This window comes from Aquimarina sp. EL_43 (genome assembly GCF_943422735.1).
Classification (GTDB): Bacteria; Bacteroidota; Bacteroidia; order Flavobacteriales; family Flavobacteriaceae; genus Aquimarina; species Aquimarina megaterium.
In genome coordinates this window covers 515,275-529,404 of record NZ_CALSBR010000001.1, presented here as the reverse complement: position 1 = coordinate 529,404, position 14,130 = coordinate 515,275, and the positions used below count along the sequence as shown (strand labels likewise).

Genomic DNA, 14,130 nt, shown 5'->3' with positions numbered 1-14,130 from the left:
ACACATAGCATTTTTATAAAAAAATGAATTCAGTTTAAGAAAAATGATAAACTACCTTCAGGATAGATGTAGTTTGTGGTGGTGGTTTATAATCTATTGATAGTAAAAGCTTTATTTAAATAAAAAAAATAATGAACTAGGGGGTGATTATGATTAATACGTCATAATAAATAGACACAGTCATTTTAATTAGTAACCAAATTAAAACCTATGAATACTCAAAAAACCAGAAGTAACCAAACGAAGATCATGATTCCCCGAACCCAATGTCTTTTTAGACATAAAAGATTTTTCTGATAAAAATCTTAAACTAATTTTTCTATACACACAATCTTAATTAATTAAAACTCAACTCATGAAATCAAGGAAGAGCATATTCCTCCTTATTCCTTTTTTGTTGTTTTCGATATTCGTTAACGCACAAAATCAGAATGACCGAGAGAATATTAAAAAGCAGACCAATTTACAAGCCTTACAAAGCATTGTTGACAGGTCTAATAATGTAAATAATGCCAATAAGGCCAAAATTGCTAACCAAAAAGTTCCTCTTACTAAGACCACTGCAGATGGTCGATTAGGAGTTTTTTATTCTTTTAATGAAAAAGGTGAAGCCATTTATGCATATGATGATAATGTTGATGCTGCTGCTTCGGGACGTACAAATAAAATTTGGGCAGGAGGTTCATCTGGCCTCAATCTTACTGGTGCTGGTATCGAAATAGGTGTCTGGGAAAGTGGTTATGCCAGACCGTCTCATCAGGAATTTGGAGGCAGAGCTTCTAATGGAGGCGATGGGGGATCTGTTACCAGTCACGGGACACATACAGGAGGTACATTAATTGCCAGTGGTACCGATCCTGCTGCCAGAGGAATGGCTTCTGGAGCAACTATAAAAAACTATACAGCTTCTGGGATGGTAACAGAAGCTGCTTCATTTGCAGCTGCCGGAGGAATTTTGGCTAATAACTCTAATACTCCGAGTGGTTCGGCAGGTGTTTATGACGCTACTGCCCGCGATATGGATGAAGTCACTCATAATGCTCCATTTTACCTGCATTGTAAATCTGCGGGAAATAGTGGAAATAATTATGGAGTAGTAAAAACAAACCAGCTCGCAAAGAATTTACTGGTTGTCGGAAATTGTAATGATGTACTAAACTATACAGGACCTTCTTCTGTAAGTATGTCTTCATCTAGTTCCTACGGTCCTTCTGATGATTGGAGAATTAAACCAGATATTACTAATAATGGTACTACGGTATATTCTTCTGATAGTGCTAATAATACAGATTATGGTACTAAGAGCGGTACTTCGATGTCTACTCCGGCAACTGCAGGTACTATTGCTTTGTTACAAGAGCACTATAAAAATATTAATGGAGTGTATATGAGGGCTGCTACAGCTAAAGGATTGATTATTGATACTGCTGATGAAATGGGAGCTAATGATGGTCCAGATTTTGCGAGTGGATGGGGGCTGGTGAATGCAGAAAGAGCTGCCCAGGTGATCACTAATAATGGTAACACATCTATTATGGATGAGTTAACCTTAAATAACGGAAGTACATATACCAGAACTATTATTTCTAATGGATCTACCCCATTAGCTTTGACTATCGTATGGAATGACCCCGCAGGAGCAATAGGTTCAGGAAATACACCTGTATTGGTAAATGACCTGGATGTTCGTGTGACTGGTAACAATACTACTTATTCTCCTTGGGTAATGGTACCTAACGGAAGTTTTAATAACTATACGGATCCTGCTCAAAAAGGTGATAATTTTAGAGATAATGTCGAAAAAATAGATGCTGTTTTAACTGCAGGAACATATACCGTTACAGTTACTCACAAAGGAACTCTAACTAATGGCTCTCAGGATTTTTCATTGATTGTTAACGGGGTTGTAGTAAGCGCAGATACACAGGCACCAAGTGCTCCGGCAAATTTAGCAGCTTCTAATATTGGGGCAACAACAGCAGACTTATCCTGGGCCGCTTCTACAGATAATATAGGAGTTACAGGATATGAGATTTTTCAGGGAGGAAGTAGTATAGGAACATCAACCACAACTAGTTTTAATGTTACGGGTCTTACTGCTTCAACAGCCTATAGTTTTACTGTAAAAGCTAAAGATGCAGCAGGTAATGTATCAGGAAACAGTAATGTTGCCAATATTACTACTACAGCTACTCCAGCCTGTGCTGGTATTAGTAGTTTTCCATACAGTGAGAGTTTCGAATCTGGTTTAGGAGTTTGGACCAATGCTACAGGTGATGATATCGATTGGACCCGAGATTCAGGAGGGACCCCATCTAACGGTACTGGTCCTGCAAGTGGGCAAGATGGTTCATTCTATCTGTATACCGAAGCTTCGACTAATGTTACTCCGGCAGGTAGTCCAAATAAAGTAGCTTTATTAAACAGTCCATGTATAGATTTAACAGGAGTTACAAATACTTCATTAGAATTTGGATATCATATGCAAGGAACTGCTATGGGTAATATGGAAGTTTTGGCAAGTACCGATAATGGAGTTACGTATACTTCTATATGGTCAAAGAATGGTAGTCAGGGAGATGTTTGGAACCAAGCTACTGTTGCACTTACTTCCTATTCTGGATCTGTAATCAAGTTACAATTTAAAGCAACTACAGGATCAGGATGGAGTAGTGATATAGCGATCGATAATATAAAGATCATTTCTACAACACCCGACACCCAAGCACCAAGTGCTCCGGCAAGTTTAGCAGCTTCCAATATTGGAGCAACAACAGCAGATTTATCCTGGACTGCTTCTACAGATAATATAGGAGTTACAGGATATGAGATTTTTCAGGGAGGAAGTAGTATAGGAACATCAACCACAACTAGTTTTAATGTTACGGGTCTTACTGCTTCAACAGCCTATAGTTTTACTGTAAAAGCTAAAGATGCGGCAGGTAATGTATCAGGAAACAGTAATGTTGCCAATATTACTACTACAGCTACTCCAGCCTGTGCTGGGATTAGTAGTTTTCCATACAGTGAGAGTTTCGAATCCGGTATAGGAGTTTGGACCAATGCTACAGGTGATGATATCGATTGGACCCGAGATTCAGGAGGGACCCCATCTAACGGTACTGGTCCTGCAAGTGGACAAGATGGTTCATTCTATCTGTATACCGAAGCTTCGACTAATGTTACTCCAGCGGGTAGTCCGAATAAAGTAGCTTTATTAAACAGTCCATGTATAGATTTAACAGGAGTTACAAATACTTCATTAGAATTTGGATATCATATGCAGGGAACTGCTATGGGTAATATGGAAGTTTTGGCAAGTACCGATGATGGAGTTACATATACTTCTATATGGTCAAAGAATGGTAGTCAGGGAGATGTTTGGAACCAAGCTACTGTTGCACTTACTTCCTATTCTGGATCTGTAATCAAGTTACAATTTAAAGCAACTACAGGATCAGGATGGAGTAGTGATATAGCGATCGATAATATAAAGATCATTTCTACAACACCCGACACCCAAGCACCAAGTGCTCCGGCAAGTTTAGCAGCTTCCAATATTGGAGCAACAACAGCAGATTTATCCTGGACTGCTTCTACAGATAATATAGGAGTTACCGAATATGAGATTTTTCAGGGAGGTAATAGTATTGGAACATCAACCACAACTAGTTTTAATGTTACGGGTCTTACTGCTTCAACAGCCTATAGTTTTACGGTAAAAGCTAAAGATGCGGCAGGTAATGTATCAGGAAACAGTAATGTTGCCAATATTACTACTACAGCTACTCCAGCCTGTGCTGGGATTAGTAGTTTTCCATACAGTGAGAGTTTCGAATCCGGTATAGGAGTTTGGACCAATGCTACAGGTGATGATATCGATTGGACCCGAGATTCAGGAGGGACCCCATCTAACGGTACTGGTCCTGCAAGTGGGCAAGATGGTTCATTCTATCTGTATACCGAAGCTTCGACTAATGTTACTCCGGCAGGTAGCCCTAATAAAGTAGCTATGCTAAACAGTCCATGTGTTGATCTGACAGGAGTTCCTAACGGATCATTAGAATTTGGATATCATATGCAAGGAACTGCCATGGGTAATATGGAAGTTTTGGCAAGTACCGATGATGGAGTTACGTATACTTCTATATGGTCGAGGAATGGTAGCCAGGGAGATGTTTGGAACCAAGCTACTGTATCTCTTGCTACATATTCTGGATCTGTAATCAAGTTACAATTTAAAGCAACTACAGGATCGGGATGGAGTAGTGATATAGCAATAGATAATGTGAAGATCATATCTATTGTTCCTGATACACAAGCCCCAACGGTGCCAACAAATTTAACAGCTTCTAATATTGCAAATACATCAGTAGATCTTAGTTGGGATGCTTCGACAGATAATACAGGAGTCACAGGGTATGATGTATATCAGGATGGAGCAAGTATTGGTTCATCAACCAGTACTACGTATAGTGTTAGTGGTCTTACCGCGAATACTACTTATAGTTTTACGGTAAGAGCCAAAGATGCAGCAGGTAATGTATCTGCAAATAGTACTGCTATAAATGCCACGACAACAAATGTTGTTCAATATACTTTAACTACAAGTACGACAGGACAAGGAACCGTAAGTGGTGGTGGAACCTACAACTCAGGAACCTCGGTTACTGTTACAGCTACTGCTGCATCAGGATGGGATTTTAGCGGGTGGTCAGGTGCTTTATCAGGCAATACTAACCCAGGATCGGTTACAATGAATTCTGATAAAACAGTAACAGCAACCTTTACAGAATCTCCTGTAATCAGTACATCAACAGAAAAGTATCGATTAACCTGGAGAGATAATACTTCCACAACTATGGTTATAGGATGGAATCAGGTACGAGGAACGAATCCAGTTGTGCATTATGGTACAACAGATTTTGGAAGTAATGCTGCGTCATATCCGTTTAGCAAAACTGTAGATAGAGCAGTTTCTAGTAAAGGGATGAATAATAACTATGCTAGATTAACAGGGCTTCAGGCAGATACTGCTTATTATTTTGTGATCAAAGATAGTGAAGGAGTTTCTAAAAGATTTTGGTTTAAAACAGCACCTAGTGATCCCAATACTCGATTATCAATTATTGCAGGAGGAGATTCCCGAAACAATCGTACTCCACGACAAAATGCGAATAGACTTGTTGCCAAGATCAGACCACACGCTGTGCTATTTGGAGGAGATATGACAAGTTCATCATCTAGTTCTCAATGGCAAAACTGGTTTGATGACTGGCAATTAACCATAGGTTCTGATGGAAGAATTATTCCGGTTGTAGCTGCACGAGGTAATCATGAAAGCTCTAATGATATTAGAGATCTTTTTGATATTCCTACTGCTGCAGGAGGAGAATATTATGCGTTGAGTTTTGGAGGTAACCTGATGAGAACCTATACCTTAAATACAGAAGTAACACCAGCAGGTACACAAGGAACCTGGTTAGCTAATGATTTAGCATCCAATTCTGCTAATCACACCTGGGCAGTAGCTCAATATCACAGATCGACAAGACCTCATGAACCTGGTAAATCAGAACAAAACGATCAGTATGATGCTTGGTCCAAACCTTTTTATACTCATGCTGTGCAATTGGTGATGGAGAGTGATTCTCATGTTGTGAAACGTACCTGGCCTATTATCCCATCAACAGGTACAGGAAGTGATGAAGGATTTGTAAGAGCAGATAGTGATCCAAATAGAGCAATCTATGTTGGTGAAGGGTGTTGGGGAGCTCCTTTACGTAATGCTTCAGATACCAAAAACTGGACAAGAGCAGCCGGATCCTTTAACCAGTTTAAGTGGTTATGGATCGATAAAAACAAGATAGAACTTAGAACTATTAAAGTAGATAATGCGAGTAGTGTAGGGCAGTTAAGTGATAACAACTTGTTTGTTTTACCTACCAATATCGATGTTTGGAACCCTGCAGGAGGTAGTCTTGTGACTATTGACAATCCACATACTATCGCAGCTGTTGCTCAAAGAAATGATATTTCATTAGTAGACAAGAACAGTGTTGTAGAGAAAAAACTGGAAATCCATCCAAATCCGATAGAATCTGGTGTATTACACATCAAATATCCTAATTATACTAAGGCCAATAGGTCTGAAGCTATTATCAGAGATATGTTCGGAAGGATGGTTGATAAAGTGTACTTTAAATCAGAAACAACAACCTATGCTATTGATAAATTAAATGCAGGGGTATATTTCATTGTTATCAAAACAAGAAAAGGAGAGGAAAGTAAGAAGTTTATTAAAAGATAAACTATCTTTCTTACTAGTAGTAAGCTGCCTGAACGTATGTTCAGGCAGTTTTTTTATTCTAAGAAGGATTAATACTCCAAGATTTGTTCAACGAATATCGTCGTTTTTTTAAGCTTGATGATTGACCAGATTATGAAGAAAGAAGGTTAGTGTGAAATTCATTTTCCATTTCAAAGTGCTCTATAGCATAACAAAAATTGTAGTTCAACTCATTAAAAATTAAAGTATAGAAAAAGAATATGGCGTATTGTATAAAGATGATTAACTGAACTTATTCTAAATATAATGGCGAATGAGTCATACAGTCTGAGGGGTTTTTCTAAAAGAAAGTTTCTTTAGATAGCGTGCATTAGGACGATCTGCAATCATCACAAACAAGGGGATTAAACCATGAGGCAGTCTAATCAACATTTCCCAGGTCCATTGACTAAATGAATTCCATAGAAAAGCAATGTGAAAATGACCTACCAGTCGGGCTATTGCAGTCAACCCTCCCCATACAAAGGCATAGACTAAGGCAGCATACGATATTCTGGGAATAAAAATAGCAATGGCTACTACAAAATCGAGGATGCCTGCAATTTTTAGCATAGCATGTGCACTAGGCTCACTAATAGGTAAGGTGTTAAGTGTCATGTCGATAAAACTACCTGGTCTGGGATAATATCCGATAGCATACAAACCATGACAACTAAATGTAAGCGCAATAGCAATAAGAGCAATTAAGCGTATTTTTTTAAATTCTATAGAGGTGAATACTACCATATAAAGAAGTACCGGAGTCATAAATTGAATTGTATATTCAAAAAATTGCCCTACATGCAAAAACTTCTCTTTACAATACAAAAGCGCTAAAATAAAAAGGCCAATACTTCCGCCAATTAGAAAGAATTTACCTGTTTTTTTCATGTTGGGTTTTATCATTAAAGTAATGATAGCACAAGTGAGATAAAAGATGCCTATTACTTTTATAGAAAAAGAAATAGAATTAGCAGCAGACAGGCTGGTCACATAATCATTCCAGGTGATACCAAAAATGGTTTCAACACTACTTTTTAGAATACTTTCGTCCCATAAAAAAGTTCTGTAAGGGGCATCCCAAACCATGTGTTGATAGGCTCTGCCCAAAAAAATAAGAAAAGTAGAGAGTTTTAAAATAGTAATTAATTTATGTCGTGGATTAGAGGATTGTGTCATGAGTTTTGTGTGATAGTTAATACTTTAAAAATATCGATTTATTCTGGTTTGAACCATTCAATAGTCAATAAATTAATTGATAAATATCATATTCTTTATTGATGGATATAGCACAAAAAATACTAACAAGCTTATATTTTTGAACACATAAAATTATAAACTCAACTTATTATGAAATCAAATTTTTTTAAGTATTTATTTTGGACTTAATATATGGGTTAGCATCTTGTGAGGGTGAAAAAAATAGCATTATCGACTTATAAAGTTAAAAGAATTCTTTAACGAAGATACAATTATGAATGACGGAATTAGATTATCGAGAAAAGATCATAGCAATATAGTAGGAACATCTATAGAGTCTTTGGTTAGAGTTTTGCATGATTTTAAAGAAGAAGAAGTTATTGAAATCAAAGAGAATGCAATGCTCATTAAAGATATGGAAAAATTGATTGGTATAACTAATGTGATATAATTCTGATTAATTTTATAACAGTGTATACACCTTTCATATTTTCTGAAATCATAATTATAGCTTAATGGTATAATTGTCTAACTAATTTCCCTATACTTAATCCTTGAACGATTATAGAAAATAATACAACCACATATGTTATATATAGAATTATTTCTGAAGAGGGATTATCTGTCAAACTTAATGCCAACGCAATAGAAATTCCTCCTCTTAAACCTCCCCAGGTTAATATGGTCACCGTTTTTATAGGGCTATTTTCTGAATGTTTCAGTAAAGAGTAGGGAATAAATACAGAAATAAATCGCGAAATTAATACAATCAAGATAGCTATACTTCCTAGAATAAGATGACTCAGGTCAAATTTTAATAAATGAATAGCTAACCCTATAAGTACAAATAAAATACCATTAAAAACATCATCAAGTACTTCCCAAATGTCATTAAGCATTTTTCTGGTCGCCCCTTTATTTGTAGCAATATTTAGTTTATTACCGATTATCATTCCTGCAACTACCATGGCTAATGGGCCCGAAACATGAATAAGGGATGCAAATGCATAACCACCCATCACAATTGCCAGGCTAATCATTACTGCCAATTGCGGATTGTCTTTTACAGATTTGATAGATTGATATCCAATAAGCCCTAGTAATCCTCCGTACACTATTCCACCAATAGCTTCTTCAAGAAAGAGTTTACCTATTTCAGAGGTTATAGAACCTTCTATAGGATGTTCTCCCATCCCTGCAAGAATCAATATTGCAGAGAAAACTACTACTCCAATACCATCATTAAAAAGGGATTCTCCTTCAATTTTGATGCCTAGATTTTTAGCGATATTTGCCTTTTTAAGAATCGCCATTACAGCAATTGGATCTGTTGGAGAAATTAATGCACCAAATAGTAGAGCATGCAGAAAAGGAAGTTCGAGGCCAATCAATTGTGCGGCTCCAAAGGTTAATCCACCTACAATTATAGTAGAAATCACTACACCGAGTGTTGCAAATAAAAGGATGGGCCATTTTTCTTTTGCTAATTCGTCAATGTTTACATGTAACGCTCCTGCAAAAAGAAGAAAACTTAAGATCCCATCCAGCAGTAAAGATCTGAAATCAGAATTAGTAACAATATCACAAAAAAACTGATAGAATTCTGGGATAATACTTTTACTAATGGTTATGATTAGAATCGTAGCCAAACTCATCAGCATCAAACCAATTGTAGTAGGTAGTTTAAGCCACTTATAGTTCACAAAGTTGAAGAAAGCAGCGATAGCAAAAATGATGCTGAAAGATTGTAACATGTTTTCTAAGGTTTTATATTAATATATTTTTGAAGGCCTGTTTAAGTCCTTAATGGTATTAACATCTATTTGTAATTGATACCAATCTTCTAATTGTACTATATTACCAGTAAGTAATGATGGCTTTCCTATGTAGGGTAGTATCTTTTTATTGATCGGATTTCCCTTTAGATCTGTAATTAGATAATATTCTGATATATTATTTTCGTCTGTAGTAGCCAATACAGGTGGAATCCCACCAGAAATACACAGCACAGCACAGCTTCTATGAATTTTTCCCTTCCCAGGCTTCATCACTCCAAAATAACATTTTGGATCAATGATTTCTCCTTTAAGTTCCATGTCTTTAACCAGCGATTTTGTTTGAGGTAATCTTTGCGAATTTGCTTTTTCAACCAACGTTATTTTCTCGTCGTTTGTGATTTGTAATAATGTTTTTCCATTATAGTAAATAAGATTCCCTTCAATACTTACCATACTGCCAGATAATTGAGATATTTCATTTCTTATCTTTTTCAGAAATGGATTTGCACTGGATTTTCCAAAACCAAGCAATAGTATATTTTTAAAGGTATTTTCTGCTGTTTTAACTTTTAGCATAGGATAAGGCATCTCGTGGTAGACTCCCATAATTTTGGTATTGGTTGTTAGTTCGAATGTGCTGTTCTTAAAAGTGTTTTGGGTAAAAGCAAAAATAACAGCTATGGTTATTAGAGTGAGTATACCGAAGAATACAAAATTCGTTACCGTTTTTTTAGTTTTAACAGAAATATTATCAACATATCCGATGTAAAAATCATCCTCTTTATTTTCCATAAGTCTAATATTTAAAAGGTGATAGGTTCAACTTCTGTTCCTTCTGCAAGGGCTTCTGGTAGAACGTATATTTTGTTATTGTCATTTTTAAGTCGATAGGTAGCTATTTTTTCGGTAAAAGGAGGAGGCGATTGCCCATTGTGAGGTAGATATTGATACCCATGCCAGGGGCAAGTAACGCATCCGTCTACAACTTTTCCTTCACCGAGAGGACCACCCTGGTGTTTGCATACATTAGAGATAGCAGATAGTTTATTGTCATATTTAAACACAGCAATCCTTTCTTTACCTACAATAAATATTTTGGCTCTGTCTTCTGGTACTTCATCAATATCACATACATATTCCCATCCGTTTTCAATATGTTGAGTTTTAGTTTTATCTGCTTTGGTTTCCTTACTACCAGTAACCAAATGTAAGGTAGCAATAGTTATAAATCCTAAACTCATAATAGCAATAGACCCTATTGAGGGTTGCTGTTGTAAAGCACCAAGGAAAACATGTAGAATTATCAATCCATAGGCGAGATATACCATCATATGCAGGCGTTTCCATGTTTTGGGAGAAAGATTCTTTAGCCAGAAATCATGGCTGGTTGCCGCCATGAGAAACAGAATAACCAATGCAAAAAAGCCTAATACCTGAAAAGGAAAATTTGCCAGGGAACCATAATCCATATTAGATGTAAAAATGGCATAGATAGGGTTCACATTTCCTAAAGAATGAAATTGAAAAACAGAAAACCCACCATGAACTAGTGCCGCCAAAAACATGCTCACTCCCAGATGCCTGCGATTATATAATAAAGGCAAAAACTTAGAATTTAATCTGGCAAGAGGTCCAATAACTAATATGATATGCAATAAAGCAATGGCTAATGTTCCAAAAGCTCGTATAATCAGTGTTTCTACACTTGTTTCGTTATTAGTAATTATAGTGATTCCTATGAAACATAAAAGATAAATAAGCATGCCAATCACGATCCACTTATCATAGATCTTTTTGTTCCTATTCCAAAGTACTGGTTGATAATTTACTCCCATTATAATTCTATATTAACAATGTCACTTTTCTTTATTTCATCATAAATTCTGATACTTCTAATCTGTTTGTCAATTTCAAACATGTATACTCCTTTCTTATCCAAGACTCCTAAATAGGTGTCTTTTTTTTCACTTGGTAGAACTCCATATACAAGTGATGAAGCACTTTTTAAAGGTTTCTTCAAAATGATTTGAAGCGCGTTTAAGGAATTTTGTTCTTTTACACCGATAAAAAAACTATCGTCATCTAAAACTATCCGTTGCCCAGATAGTATAGGAGTTAGCGATAGATCATCATCTGTAAGCAAAGGTTCTTTGATACTTTTAATAGATAAGACGATTAATACTGGCATGATAATGATCAGTACTATCCATATAATTTTATGTGTTTTTCTTAATCCTGAGGTCATGAGTCGATTCTTGATTTATTAATTATTTTTAAAAGAAGAATGGGCCAAAGACCTATTGCTCCAGGAACCAGTAATAAACGAACTGTCCATTTACTTTCTGTAATCAATTCATCTAATTGAAATGCACCTTTGATGAAAAAATAGATTCCAAATAAAAAACCTATTCCAAAGTAAAGCGCTAAAAGACTTACTATAATCTGAACTACGATTATCATAACTATATAAGATTTACATCTGTTATTATTTCGAGTAAAGCAGGACCATTGTGATCTCTTAGTTTTTCCATTGCAGGAGTTAAATCTTCTAATTTCTCTACCCGTATTCCCAAAGCACCACAATTCTCTGCATAAGCAGCAAAACTTGGGTTATGTAATGAAGTTTGCCAAACATCTAATTCTGCGGCACGTTGTTCTTTAGAGATTTTACCAAGTTCAGCATTGTTTAATACGACATGCTTAATATTCATATTGTATTTTACTAATGTAGAAATCTCTGCCAGATACTGCCCTAAACCACCATCTCCCGATACAGACCATATGGGTCTTTCATGCCCTTGTGCTGCCCATGCACCCATTGCTGCGGGTAATGCAAATCCTATGGATCCTAAATATCCAGACATTAAAATAGATTGGTTTTGGGGTTCAAAATATCTACCGAAGGAGTAGGTGTTGTTTCCGACATCTACGGCAATCACAGCATTAGCAGGAGTTATTCTGTTCATTGCATCAAAAACGGCAATAGAGCTTAGCCCTTTACTACTAGAATCTTCGAGGCGACTTTGTTTTTCTTCTTTCCAAAGTTTCCACCGTTCTTCTATTTCAGGTTTTTGATCTATTGTATTTGTTTTTCCTTTTGTCTTTTTGGTAAGAATATCCAGCGTTTCTGAAATTTCTCCCCATAAAGCAGCATCAACTTTATGAAATTTACTTAATGCCATTGGATCAAAATCGACCTGAATGATAGGTTTTTTGGGAGTAATACCGGTATGATTAGAAAAAGAAGCTCCAAAAACGATAAGTAGATCACTTTCATTCATAAACCAGGAAGCAATGGGAGTACCACTTCTTCCTAAAACACCACATCCTAATTCGTGATCATCTGCAATAAGGCCTTTTCCCTTAAATGTGGTGATTACAGGACAATTAAGAGTTTTTGCATAATCAATAATAGGAGCCATGTTAAAACGAGCTCCATGGCCAACAATGATAACAGGTCTTTTTGCCGAGAGGATCATATCACTTGCTTTATTGACCATTTCTTTTGGCGGAGAAATACCAAAAGTGGTAATTCTATTTTCTGGAGTTTGCGACTTTGCTTTATCGGGCTTTTTACTGAAAGCAACTTCATCAGGAAAAGTTAAATGCGAAACATCTCTTTTAATGAGTGCAGTTTTAATGGCTAAGGACATTAGTTCACTATGGTTAGAATTTTGATGAACAGCGTGGTTAAATTCTGCTACAGAATCAAATGCTTTGGTGAGATCTACTTCCTGAAAAGCTCCGGTACCGACCACTTGGGTGTTTACTTGCCCAGATAGTGCTAATAGTGGTGCACGATCTACTTTGGCATCCCACATACCGGTGAACATATTGGTTGCTCCAGGGCCTGCAATTCCAAAACAAGCAGCAGGTTTACCGGTAAGTTTAGCATAGCCCGAAGCAGCAAATGCGGCTGCACCTTCATGACGAATACCAAAGAAACGTAATTTTCCTTCTTTTTCCTGCCTTCGCATAGCATCTGCAACACCAAGATTACTATGGCCTACCATCCCAAAAACTGTATCTATCCCCCAGTTAACCATAGTTTCAATCATAATATCAGAAACGGTCTCTGCGTGAGCAGGTTCTTCGGGAATACCTACATAAATAGCATTACCTTCTTCTTTAACATCAAAGGTGGTTACACCATCATCATAACCTCCAGGAGGAAGTCCTGTGCAAGGATCAAAATCCCAACCATGCCATGGGCAACGAAGCAAGCCATTTTCTATAGACCCTTCTCCCAATGGTCCACCCTGATGAGGGCATCGATTATCTAATGCCGAGAATTTTCCTTCAAAATGTGTTAAGCAAATACCTTGATGACCAGCAGTAACGGTTTGTACCCTTCCTTCGGGAAGTTTGTCTTTATTACCGAGTACTTTATACCATACGATTTCTTTTTCTGAAGCCATGATCGATTATTTTTTGGTGTTAACATTTGTTATTAAATTGGTCTTGCCTGATTTTTACTGCTCTAAATGAATATATGACTAGTGCAATCAAACCTAATAAAGCACTGATAATGCCTGCTATAGTAATGTATATGGCAGAGTCAAAATTGGTTTCTACGCTTCTATATACCCCAGAAACTAATGCAGAAATGACAAAACTGGCCACAGCGACATACAAGAAAACCATAGCACTGTTTAATAATTTAAGCTGCTTAAGTTTACGTGTAATGAGGACTTCTTTGATCGTTACTTCTACAATTAAGGTTTTAATCTCGGTACTGAGATTAACTAATAGGTTAGAAGTAGATAATATCAAAAGCCCAATACCAGGTATTATAGTTGCCGGAATATACCAATGTTCCATAGT

Annotated in this window: 10 protein-coding genes; 2 read left to right on the top strand and 8 right to left on the bottom strand. The window is 36.6% G+C overall.

What is annotated here, in order from left to right:
• Window positions 1-355: 355 nt before the first annotated feature.
• Complete coding sequence (locus tag NNL09_RS02565; RefSeq protein WP_231389134.1) at window positions 356-6,310, top strand: fibronectin type III domain-containing protein; 5,955 nt, start codon at window positions 356-358, stop codon at window positions 6,308-6,310.
• A gap of 297 nt (window positions 6,311-6,607) precedes the next feature.
• On the opposite strand, the gene NNL09_RS02560 is transcribed toward NNL09_RS02565, so the two are convergent.
• Entirely contained in the window at window positions 6,608-7,507 is a 900-nt protein-coding gene (locus NNL09_RS02560) for a hypothetical protein (protein ID WP_196909025.1), read from the bottom strand.
• Window positions 7,508-7,802: 295 nt separating this feature from the next.
• On the opposite strand from NNL09_RS02560, the gene NNL09_RS02555 reads away from it, so the two are divergent.
• Window positions 7,803-7,979, top strand: coding sequence for a helix-turn-helix domain-containing protein (locus NNL09_RS02555; protein ID WP_196909024.1), 177 nt, complete (start codon window positions 7,803-7,805; stop codon window positions 7,977-7,979).
• A 61-nt stretch (window positions 7,980-8,040) separates the two neighbouring features.
• On the opposite strand, the gene NNL09_RS02550 is transcribed toward NNL09_RS02555, so the two are convergent.
• The 7 genes from NNL09_RS02550 to NNL09_RS02520 are packed head-to-tail and all read right to left on the bottom strand — an operon-like array spanning window position 8,041 to window position 14,127.
• Window positions 8,041-9,282, bottom strand: coding sequence for a sodium:proton antiporter (locus NNL09_RS02550; RefSeq protein ID WP_196909023.1), 1,242 nt, complete (start codon window positions 9,280-9,282; stop codon window positions 8,041-8,043).
• Window positions 9,283-9,300: 18 nt separating this feature from the next.
• Complete coding sequence (locus NNL09_RS02545; protein ID WP_196909022.1) at window positions 9,301-10,098, bottom strand: hypothetical protein; 798 nt, start codon at window positions 10,096-10,098, stop codon at window positions 9,301-9,303.
• Between the two features lie 11 nt (window positions 10,099-10,109).
• On the bottom strand, window positions 10,110-11,141 hold the full coding sequence (locus NNL09_RS02540) for a Rieske 2Fe-2S domain-containing protein (protein ID WP_025667165.1): 1,032 nt from the start codon (window positions 11,139-11,141) through the stop codon (window positions 10,110-10,112).
• Window positions 11,141-11,551, bottom strand: a complete 411-nt coding sequence (locus NNL09_RS02535; protein WP_196909021.1) for a hypothetical protein — start codon at window positions 11,549-11,551, stop codon at window positions 11,141-11,143. Before NNL09_RS02535 ends, NNL09_RS02540 begins: the two co-directional genes overlap by 1 nt.
• On the bottom strand, window positions 11,548-11,766 hold the full coding sequence (locus NNL09_RS02530) for a hypothetical protein (RefSeq protein WP_025667163.1): 219 nt from the start codon (window positions 11,764-11,766) through the stop codon (window positions 11,548-11,550). The genes NNL09_RS02535 and NNL09_RS02530 overlap by 4 nt, the downstream gene beginning before the upstream one ends.
• Before the next feature lie 2 nt (window positions 11,767-11,768).
• Complete coding sequence (locus NNL09_RS02525) at window positions 11,769-13,724, bottom strand: thiamine pyrophosphate-binding protein (protein ID WP_196909020.1); 1,956 nt, start codon at window positions 13,722-13,724, stop codon at window positions 11,769-11,771.
• Between the two features lie 19 nt (window positions 13,725-13,743).
• On the bottom strand, window positions 13,744-14,127 hold the full coding sequence (locus NNL09_RS02520) for a hypothetical protein (protein ID WP_025667161.1): 384 nt from the start codon (window positions 14,125-14,127) through the stop codon (window positions 13,744-13,746).
• Window positions 14,128-14,130: the final 3 nt, after the last annotated feature.

What these genes read in the sequence shown, in the direction of transcription:
- NNL09_RS02565 (WP_231389134.1), top strand. Translation starts at nt 356, where the DNA reads ATGAAATCAAGGAAGAGCATATTCCTCCTTATTCCTTTTTTGTTGTTT.
- NNL09_RS02560 (WP_196909025.1), bottom strand. Translation starts at nt 7,507, where the DNA reads ATGACACAATCCTCTAATCCACGACATAAATTAATTACTATTTTAAAA.
- NNL09_RS02555 (WP_196909024.1), top strand. Translation starts at nt 7,803, where the DNA reads ATGAATGACGGAATTAGATTATCGAGAAAAGATCATAGCAATATAGTA.
- NNL09_RS02550 (WP_196909023.1), bottom strand. Translation starts at nt 9,282, where the DNA reads ATGTTACAATCTTTCAGCATCATTTTTGCTATCGCTGCTTTCTTCAAC.
- NNL09_RS02545 (WP_196909022.1), bottom strand. Translation starts at nt 10,098, where the DNA reads ATGGAAAATAAAGAGGATGATTTTTACATCGGATATGTTGATAATATT.
- NNL09_RS02540 (WP_025667165.1), bottom strand. Translation starts at nt 11,141, where the DNA reads ATGGGAGTAAATTATCAACCAGTACTTTGGAATAGGAACAAAAAGATC.
- NNL09_RS02535 (WP_196909021.1), bottom strand. Translation starts at nt 11,551, where the DNA reads ATGACCTCAGGATTAAGAAAAACACATAAAATTATATGGATAGTACTG.
- NNL09_RS02530 (WP_025667163.1), bottom strand. Translation starts at nt 11,766, where the DNA reads ATGATAATCGTAGTTCAGATTATAGTAAGTCTTTTAGCGCTTTACTTT.
- NNL09_RS02525 (WP_196909020.1), bottom strand. Translation starts at nt 13,724, where the DNA reads ATGGCTTCAGAAAAAGAAATCGTATGGTATAAAGTACTCGGTAATAAA.
- NNL09_RS02520 (WP_025667161.1), bottom strand. Translation starts at nt 14,127, where the DNA reads ATGGAACATTGGTATATTCCGGCAACTATAATACCTGGTATTGGGCTT.